General features: G+C 65.8%; 7 protein-coding genes and 1 pseudogene. 4 read left to right on the top strand and 4 right to left on the bottom strand.

Annotated elements, in window-relative coordinates; genetic code table 11:
• Both B207_RS0131680 and B207_RS40400 read left to right on the top strand, forming a co-directional pair.
• Window positions 1-245: ISAzo13-like element transposase-related protein (locus B207_RS0131680; RefSeq protein WP_018638218.1), on the top strand; the 245-nt coding region annotated here is incomplete at its 5' end.
• A gap of 135 nt (window positions 246-380) precedes the next feature.
• Window positions 381-752: a hypothetical protein gene (locus tag B207_RS40400; protein WP_154675755.1), complete on the top strand. Its 372-nt coding sequence runs from the start codon at window positions 381-383 to the stop codon at window positions 750-752.
• A 97-nt stretch (window positions 753-849) separates the two neighbouring features.
• Here B207_RS40400 and B207_RS0131675 read toward each other — a convergent pair whose 3' ends face one another.
• A complete protein-coding gene (locus B207_RS0131675; protein ID WP_018640714.1) occupies window positions 850-2,028 on the bottom strand; it encodes an McrC family protein in 1,179 nt (392 codons plus the stop codon).
• Between the two features lie 9 nt (window positions 2,029-2,037).
• The gene (locus B207_RS0131670) at window positions 2,038-4,434 is read right to left on the bottom strand and encodes an AAA family ATPase (RefSeq protein ID WP_018640713.1); all 2,397 of its coding nucleotides are present in this window, start codon (window positions 4,432-4,434) and stop codon (window positions 2,038-2,040) included.
• Between the two features lie 239 nt (window positions 4,435-4,673).
• Here B207_RS0131670 and B207_RS0131665 point away from each other — a divergent pair, with 239 nt between their 5' ends.
• Both B207_RS0131665 and B207_RS0131660 read left to right on the top strand, forming a co-directional pair.
• Window positions 4,674-5,444: a DUF5131 family protein gene (locus tag B207_RS0131665; RefSeq protein ID WP_026311653.1), complete on the top strand. Its 771-nt coding sequence runs from the start codon at window positions 4,674-4,676 to the stop codon at window positions 5,442-5,444.
• A gap of 44 nt (window positions 5,445-5,488) precedes the next feature.
• Window positions 5,489-6,583 (top strand): three-Cys-motif partner protein TcmP, encoded by a 1,095-nt coding sequence (locus tag B207_RS0131660; RefSeq protein WP_026311652.1) that lies wholly within the window; start codon window positions 5,489-5,491, stop codon window positions 6,581-6,583.
• 96 nt (window positions 6,584-6,679) lie between these two features.
• On the opposite strand, the gene B207_RS0131655 is transcribed toward B207_RS0131660, so the two are convergent.
• Entirely contained in the window at window positions 6,680-7,630 is a 951-nt protein-coding gene (locus B207_RS0131655; protein WP_195905387.1) for a hypothetical protein, read from the bottom strand.
• An 82-nt stretch (window positions 7,631-7,712) separates the two neighbouring features.
• Window positions 7,713-7,921: pseudogene (locus B207_RS40925) on the bottom strand (ISAs1 family transposase); the annotation flags it as partial.

Genomic DNA, 7,921 nt, shown 5'->3' with positions numbered 1-7,921 from the left:
AGCACCGGCTGTTCTCCCGGATCACCGCGAACTGGCGTGGCCGGCCGCTGACCACTTTCCAGACCATCGTCAGTCTCATCGCCAACACGACGACCACCACCGGCCTCACAGTCCGCTGCGAGCTCGATCCCGGCGACTATCCCACCAAGGTCAAAGTCACCACACAGGACAGGGAGAGAATCCCGATCAACAGACATGACTTCCACGGAGACTGGAACTACACGATCAACCAGCCAGACGATTAACTTATATCAATCCGAACCCTAAGCATCACAGAACCAGCCGACCGCGTCGTATATCTTGAGATCATCAAAGCCCTGAGGGCATGGCCCCCGGATTCGATAATTTTCAGTAACGAAGTACAGATAACTGTCGAGTCTTTGGGAATTTCCACCGATGAGTTTCATGAGAGCATGGAAGCACTGGCCGTACAGAAAATGATTGACGCCACCCCAATGGGCGACCGCCAGCGCTGGTGGATCAAGGGGATACCCGCCCCCCTGTGGCTTGCCGAGGAGGCTCGCTCGGGAGTGAACTTGAAGGATGCGAGGCGTGCTGTACTCAAGACGGCTGTCTCCGGCCGAAATTCAATTGATCTGTCGGAATTTTATGGCCTCAATTGGCGCACAGTTGCAGCCATCCTCGAAGCCTTTAGCGAAGAAGGTCTTCTGCAATGGCGGTCGGCGACAGGTGGGCTCGCATGTTTCGAATACGTCAGCCCTCTCGCGCGCCGGGCGCTTCGAGGTTTGTGAGGCTCGATCAGCCGATTCGTAGAGATCGAACATCTCCATTTTATCTGCAAGTGGCCCACCTAAAACATCAAGGGCCGCCGGTCAGCCAACAGATTGGTTACCGATCGAAGATGACGGTGGCGAGGGCCCCGATCTGGTCAAGAAGCCCGGCAGGGGGCTGGTCGAGGTCGAGCGCATGGGTGTGGAGGCGCAGGCCACTGTGGCGCAGGACGTGGATGCCGGGCGGAGCGGTGCCGACGTGGACCAGGTGACCAGCGGGCAGGCCTAGCGCGGTGCAGTAGGCGACCATCTGGTAGAGGTCCTGGACGGGCAGCTCCCCGGTCGGTGCTTTGTATTTGGCGTCGATGACGGCGAGGCAGCGGGGGCCGTCCCACCAGGTGATGTCGGGGTAGGCGGGAAGCCGGCCGGTTTCGTCGAGGTGGATGCCGCGCTGGCCGTCCACAGCGCCGCCGCGGTGTTCCAGTGCGGTGCGCAGGGCCGTGGTGAGCCAGGTTTCGAACACAGTGTTCATGTCGAACAGAAAGCCGGTCGCGGCGAGGGTGCCAGCGCGGGCCGCCGCGGGCATGTCGATGCCGCGGTGGACCAGTGCCAGTCGGGCGAGACGCAGGGCGGGCTGGTAACGGCGGGTCAGCCGGGTGACAGGGGTGGCCGGCGGCGGTAGGCCGGCGGTCAGCGGGGTGACGTCGGCGAGCCGGGCCCGGATGCGGTGCAGCGCCGCCCGGGCGGGTGGCGGCATGCCCGGTAGGCGCAGCAGCCGGCGGGTGGCGGTGGTGAGGATGCGGTTCTCGGTGATGTCGGCGGTGTAGTCGTCGTAGCGGATCTCCAGGGGGATGGCGACGGTGAGGCGGGCGCGCATCTGGTCGGCTTCGCGGAGCCGACCGCGCAGGACCGGGGAGGTTTCGTCGCTTGTCCGGTAGCCGCGCAGGACTCCGGCTGCGAGGGCGCGTTCGGTGCGGTGGGCGAAGGCCACGGCCAGTCCGGCGCTCAGGTCGGTGGACGGGTCGAGGGTGATGTCGTCGTCGCGCCAGCCTGCGGGGTCGCGGGCGTATCCGAGCAGCCACAGCAGCCGGCCCACCCCGACCTTCGGCCTGACGACGAGTTCGACGTCGCCGGCGCGGACGACGCCGACCCGGGAGGAGGCAGTCAGCCGTAGGCCGCCGTCGAGATCGCGGGTGGCGGTGATGGCCCCGGTCGCGGCGAGCGTCCGGGCCGTCGCTCCCTCCAGGCCCGGTACGACCCAGGACTGGTATTCCTGCAGTTCGATGCGGATGGGCATCGGTGTCGCTCAGGAACCGTCCGGCGTTGCAACGCCGGGGCCGCCGTCGACTCGCGCCCCGCCGGCCGTCGCTTCCAAGGCCGTATGCAGGGCGCTCAGGCCGTAGCGGTCACGGACGTAGGCGGTGACGTCAGGGTGTTCGCCAGCGTGGTGTTCTTCCAGCAGGGGGAGGATCTGGGTGCGCCAGATCCGTTCCAGCCCTTTACGCTCTCCCACCCGCCGGTTCATCAGGTACGACGGGCCGACGGCGGCATCCCGGTCGCCGATCGCGGCGTTCAGCGCGTCCAGCAGGTCGGCGACCTGCCCGGGCAGCCCTTCCTGTGCCAGCCAGCGGCGCAGCATCCCGTCCACCGGGGGTTCGCCGGGGAACAGAGCCTGCCAGGCAAACCGGCGGCGCATCGCTGCGTCGACCAGGGCGATGGAGCGGTCCGCGGTGTTCATCGTGCCGATCACGAACACGTTCGGCGGCAGCCGGAACAGGTCGTCGGGCGAGTACTGCAGGTTGATCGTGCGGTTGCGGTATTCGAGCAGGAAATACAGCTCACCGAACACCTTCGCCAGGTTCGCCCGGTTGATCTCGTCGATGACCAGCGCATACGCCCCGGATGGGTTCCCCAGGGCGGCGTCGACGAGGCGGCGCAGTGGGCCATGCTCCTTCGCGAACCGGAACGTGCCGTCGGGGCTGAGGCTGGGGCGGAAGCCCTCGACGAAGTCCTCGTAGGCGTAGGAGGGGTGGAACTGCACCAGCCGGTACCCGCCGTTGGTCTCCTCCTCGGCGAACCGGGCCAGCTCCTGCGCCAGATAGGTCTTCCCCGTGCCAGGCGGGCCGTAGAGGACGAGCTGCTTCTTCTCGGTCAGCAGCTCCACCACCTCAACCAGCCAGTCGTGGTCGACCAGCAGCCGCCCGGCCATCTCGGCCGTCGGCGCCGGCAGTTCCTCCAGCGGCGGGGCCTCCACGACGATCGTGGTCGGTCGAGGCACCTCACCGTCCACCGGCACGCCGGCCAGACCAGCGCTCGCGTGCATGTCCGCGCCGACCTCGGCGGACAGGTCGGTGATACCTGTCGCGTCGATGCCGTCGAGGTCGACCAGCTCGGCGATCTCCCGGGCGACCTCGCCCAGCTCGACGACGCTTGCCTGGCCCGACAGCCGGTCCTGGGCGGTGTCGGACAGGTCGGTCCGGTGCAGCCGAGGCGTGTCCAGCCACTGGACGGCGCGCCGCTGGTGCGCGGGCACCATATCCGTTTCGGCCGCCCAGGTCGCCTCGCCGGCCAGGACACCCACATGCACCCGGGACTCGTTGACCGTCACCACCAGATCCCCGGGCTTCATCCGGGTGAGGAACCGATCGAGCAGCGTGACCCGCGCGCCCTCCTGTGCCGGGCTCAGCTCCGGTTCCACCCCGCGGACGACCTTCGCCAGATCGCTGCGCGACAGCCCTGGCTCCACACGCGGGTATTCGGACAGCGTGATCGAACAGTATCCATCCCGCAGCCACTCCGGGACGAGGTTGCGGCCCTGCGCCTTCGTCTTCGTCCCGCGGACCAACCAGCCGGGCCGGTAGGTGACCAGCTCCGCCGCGTCCGAGGACTCGCCCCAGCCCCACCGCGCCGACCACGGCCGGGCGTAGAAGTCCACCGGCCCCTCACGCTCCTCGATCGTCTCCCGGATCGCGGCGAAGTCCCGCTCGTCGTCACCGGTAAGCACCTCGACCTCGTCCCGGAACGCCTGGACGATCGACGACAGGTGCTTGCCGCTCACCGAGCCCAAGAACACGTCGGGGAAGAGGACCCACAGCAGCGCCCGCCGCTGCCCGGCCGCGTTCTTGGCCGGCACGGCGTCGACCAGCGCACGGAAGGCCCACGGATCTTCCAGCGCGGCCTTCACCACGGCCGGCGGCTGGGATTTCACGTGGGCGACGACCCTGGCCAGCCAGATCATCTGCTGCGCCCGCTGGCTGTTGAACGCCCTACCGACCCGGATAACACCGTCGTCAAGCGCCGCCTTGAGCTGGGGTACCAGCCAGACCGGTAGGGCGGCCTCACCGAAGACGGCGTTGATCTGGGCGCGTTTCGTCGCCCCCTTGATGTTGGACACCGGCAGGAAGTGCAGGAACAGGATCTCGGCGGCGAGCTGCACCACCTCAGGCCGGGCACCCGTCAGCTCGGCTCGCAACTTCTCCAAGAACGTGCGGTACTCCCCGGGCGGCGGATGCTCCAGCCGAGCCGCCAGCTCCTCGGCGTTCTGCCGCGTCCACACCGCGACCGCCCGGCCAGGCTCGAACACCGAGTCATCGGTCGCGAATCCCAATTCGGAGATCATCCCGGCTGTGTAGTAGACCGCCGCATGCTCGGCCATGAACAGCTCCGGATCTTGGTTGTCTCCCCAGGCATCCCCAATGTCCATAGAAAGTGCAATCTATGCCACTCCTGGCCGCGCCGCGCGCCCGGGTCGGCCTGGTCGCGGGAAGTCGGTCAGGTACCGCCGGACCGGGGGCGCGGTCAGCCACCACAGAGTGGTCGAAGAGGGGGACCACCATGTGAACTTCGCAGGAAGAGCACCATCTTGAAGACAACATCCGCGTGCCACCTGTCGGGCATCGCACACATGTGCGAGTCTGGAGAAAGATCGAGGAGGAGGTCCCTGTGGCTGACCGGAGTGCGATCGAGTGGACGGAGGCGACCTGGAATCCTACGACTGGTTGCGACAGGGTCTCGGCGGGCTGCGACAACTGCTACGCGCTGGCCCTGGCGGCGCGGTTGAAGGCGATGGGCAGCCCGAAGTACCAGCAAGACGGCGATCCGCGCACGTCCGGGCCCGGGTTCGGGGTGACAGTTCACACCAACGCGCTTTCGATCCCGCTGCACTGGCGGGCCCCACGGCACGTGTTCGTCAACTCGATGAGCGACCTGTTCCATGCTCGGGTGCCAACGGCCTTCATCCAGGAAGTCTTCGCGGTGATGGCCGCAGCACCCCAGCACACCTTCCAGGTCCTCACGAAACGGCCCCGTCGTCTGGCACGCCTTGCCGACGCGCTGCCCTGGCCCGACAACGTCTGGATGGGGGTATCGGTCGAGAACGGCGAGGCCCTGCCGCGGATCAACGACCTACGTCGTGTTCCGGCCGTCGTCCGCTTCCTGTCCTGCGAGCCGCTGCTAGGGCCGCTTACCGGCGTTGACCTCGACGGCATCGCCTGGGTCATCGCAGGTGGGGAGTCCGGCCACAACCATCGGCGGGTAGACCCGGCGTGGGTAATCGAGCTCCGCGACCTGTGCACGGAGGCTGCGGTTCCCTTCTTCTTCAAGCAGTGGGGCGGCCGAACTCCGAAGAGCGGCGGGCGTGCCCTGGAAGGACGCAACTGGGATGGGATGCCCGCCACGACTCCACAGTCACCACTGTCCGCTTCCGCTATGTGACGGATCGGCAGACATCAGAGTTTCAATGCGCTACACATTTACATGTGGTGGTACCGACAGGCGTCCGATGGGCCCGCGACCCTCATACGGCTGCAAAGCATGACCTCCTCCGTCACTACCTGCGAGCGTGGTACCCGATCATCTTCTCTGGACGTGAGCGGGCAGCCTACGTCGAAGGCTTTGCTGGTCCCGGCGTCTACCTCGACGATCTGCCCGGATCACCCATCGTCGCCCTCGACGTCTTCCTGGACAGCCCAACCCTGATGAGGGGTGCGCGCCTGGACGTGGTGCTCCTGGAGACGCATACGGGCCGGTTCGCGGAGCTACGGCGGCGGATCGACACCAGACTCACGGAACGCGGTCGGCCGGCGGCTCTCGTCCCGACCCTGCGACGAGGAAAGTGCGAGCAGGACCTCCTCCCCCTCCTCCACCAGCTGGGAGTAGTCGGGTCGGCCGCGTTCGTCTTTCTGGACAGCTTCGGCGGCCCAGACGTCCCCCACGACCTCGTTCGGGCCATCGCTGCCAACCCCTCCAGCGAAGTCCTCATCACCTTCGGCACGAGCTTTCCCACCCGCTTCGGCCAGATCGACAAGCATGCCGCGACCGCGGACAAGGTTTTCGGGAGCCCAGAGTGGCGCGCGGTGCAGCACGAGCCACCGAGCCGGAAGAAAACCTTCCTCCTCGAACAGTACCGCACCTCCCTCAATCTCGCGGGCTTCGCCTACACGCTCGCATTCGAGATGGTCGACGAGAAAGGCCATCCGCTTTTTCTCGTCTTCGGCACCTCACACGAGAGCGGGCTCAAGGCGATGAAGGACGCGATGTGGAAGGTTGACCCGCTCACCGGGGTCCGCTACCGCGACCCGCGCGACGCGGGCCAGCAACTTCTTGATCTAAAGCTGGGACCTGAGACTCACCCACTCCAGAACGCGATCATCGATCTGATCAGCACATCAGGTCCGACGACAATCGCGAAACTCCGCCGATTCGCGCTGATCAACACGGTCTTTCGTCCTGAACATGTGGGTACGGCATTGCGAGAACTTCGCAAGGATGGCCGGCTCCGCCAGAGTCCCGGTCGGCCAACTCCGGACACGGTCATCGAGTTACCCACGAGCCAGCAGCCGACGCTATTTTAGGTCCCTGGCAGTGTGCCGCCTCGTTCTCAGGAACCTGTGTTACCTCCGGCGTCGTCGTTTTGACGTACGGCGGTGTGAACTGTCGCCCGGGTTCTATTATGAGCGCGCCCTGTCGGGATGGCGGGGGCCGTGGCCCGGCTGGGGATCCAGCGGGGAGGCGAAGGTGCCAGTGGTCATGATGTCGTAGGCGGTGAGGACGAGGCGGCGGGTGCGGAACTCGCCGAACGTCTTCTCCTCGTTCTTACGCAGGACAAAGAACGAGTCGATCACATGCTCGACCTCGTCCCGGGCCAGGCCGTAGAGGTGCAGGTAGGCGGCATCCAGCTCGGCCCGGATCTGCGCCCGCCGCTCGGGGACCCACCGGAACGGTGGCCCGTCGTCGTGCAGCTCCTCGGCGTAGGCGGCCATATCCCACGACGTGTAGGACAACTCCACCACCCGATCCGCCACCCAGTCGCGCAGTTCCACTCCCTCATCCCATGGCGTGGGGCGGACGTATACCTCCGGCGGCAGCACCGGGAGCTGCATCATGAGGCCGAATGTCAGGTGTGCCCCACCGAGCTTCTGCCGGGTAACGTAATCAAGTGCAAGGGATGAGAGGTTGGCCTGAAGTCCGGCTATCTCTCCGTTTGACGTGATCATAAGCGGCGCCGTATGCCCTATAGCGCTGAAGGGAAGAATCGTGGCCATGAGCGTCCGCTCTTCGTCGTTGCGCGCCACGTCGCGCCATGCGAGAAGCCAGTCACGATCCCATCGGTCTTTCAACGCCTTGTAGACGCTTCCCTCCGCAACCCAGTACCGCGGCCAGAAGCTCCCACCGGGATCGTCATGTTGATTGTCGTCGAGCTTGGGTAGAGTACCCTTGTTTATCTGCGCCTGAGTCGCGCCGCCAAAAGTGGCAAAACGGTGATCATAGTTGTGAATATTCTTTCCCTCGACCAGCGGCAACATGCGATCGCCGTCGCGGACGAAGACGTTTTCGTCAGCTACCCAACCACGCCCGACCAGATCCTCCTCAAATTCAAATATTGTCGAGTCGTTGGCCATGTGGAACATGGTAAGAAACGAGATTCCCCACGGGTTCTCTTCAGGGCTGCGCGAAGATCGCCTAGTGTGACGATCCATTGCCCTATGTAGCCAGGTAGTGGAGTGCCCGGTAGCGGTCGCCGGCGATGCGCTCGAGGGTTTCCTTGACCTTTCGGACTCCGTGGAGGCGGAGGAGACTCAGCGCGAGGTTGCGGATGGTGGCGAGGTTTCTGGGCCCGTTTCCTCGGGAGGCGTGGCAGGCGTCCTCGCGCCAGGCGGTGTCGCGGATGTAGTGGAGGCGGTTCTCGATTC

It is taken from the genome of Parafrankia elaeagni (assembly GCF_000374165.1).
Lineage (GTDB): Bacteria > Actinomycetota > Actinomycetes > Frankiales > Frankiaceae > Parafrankia > Parafrankia elaeagni.
Note: the sequence above shows the minus strand (reverse complement) of the source record. Positions and strands in the feature narration are given on the sequence as shown.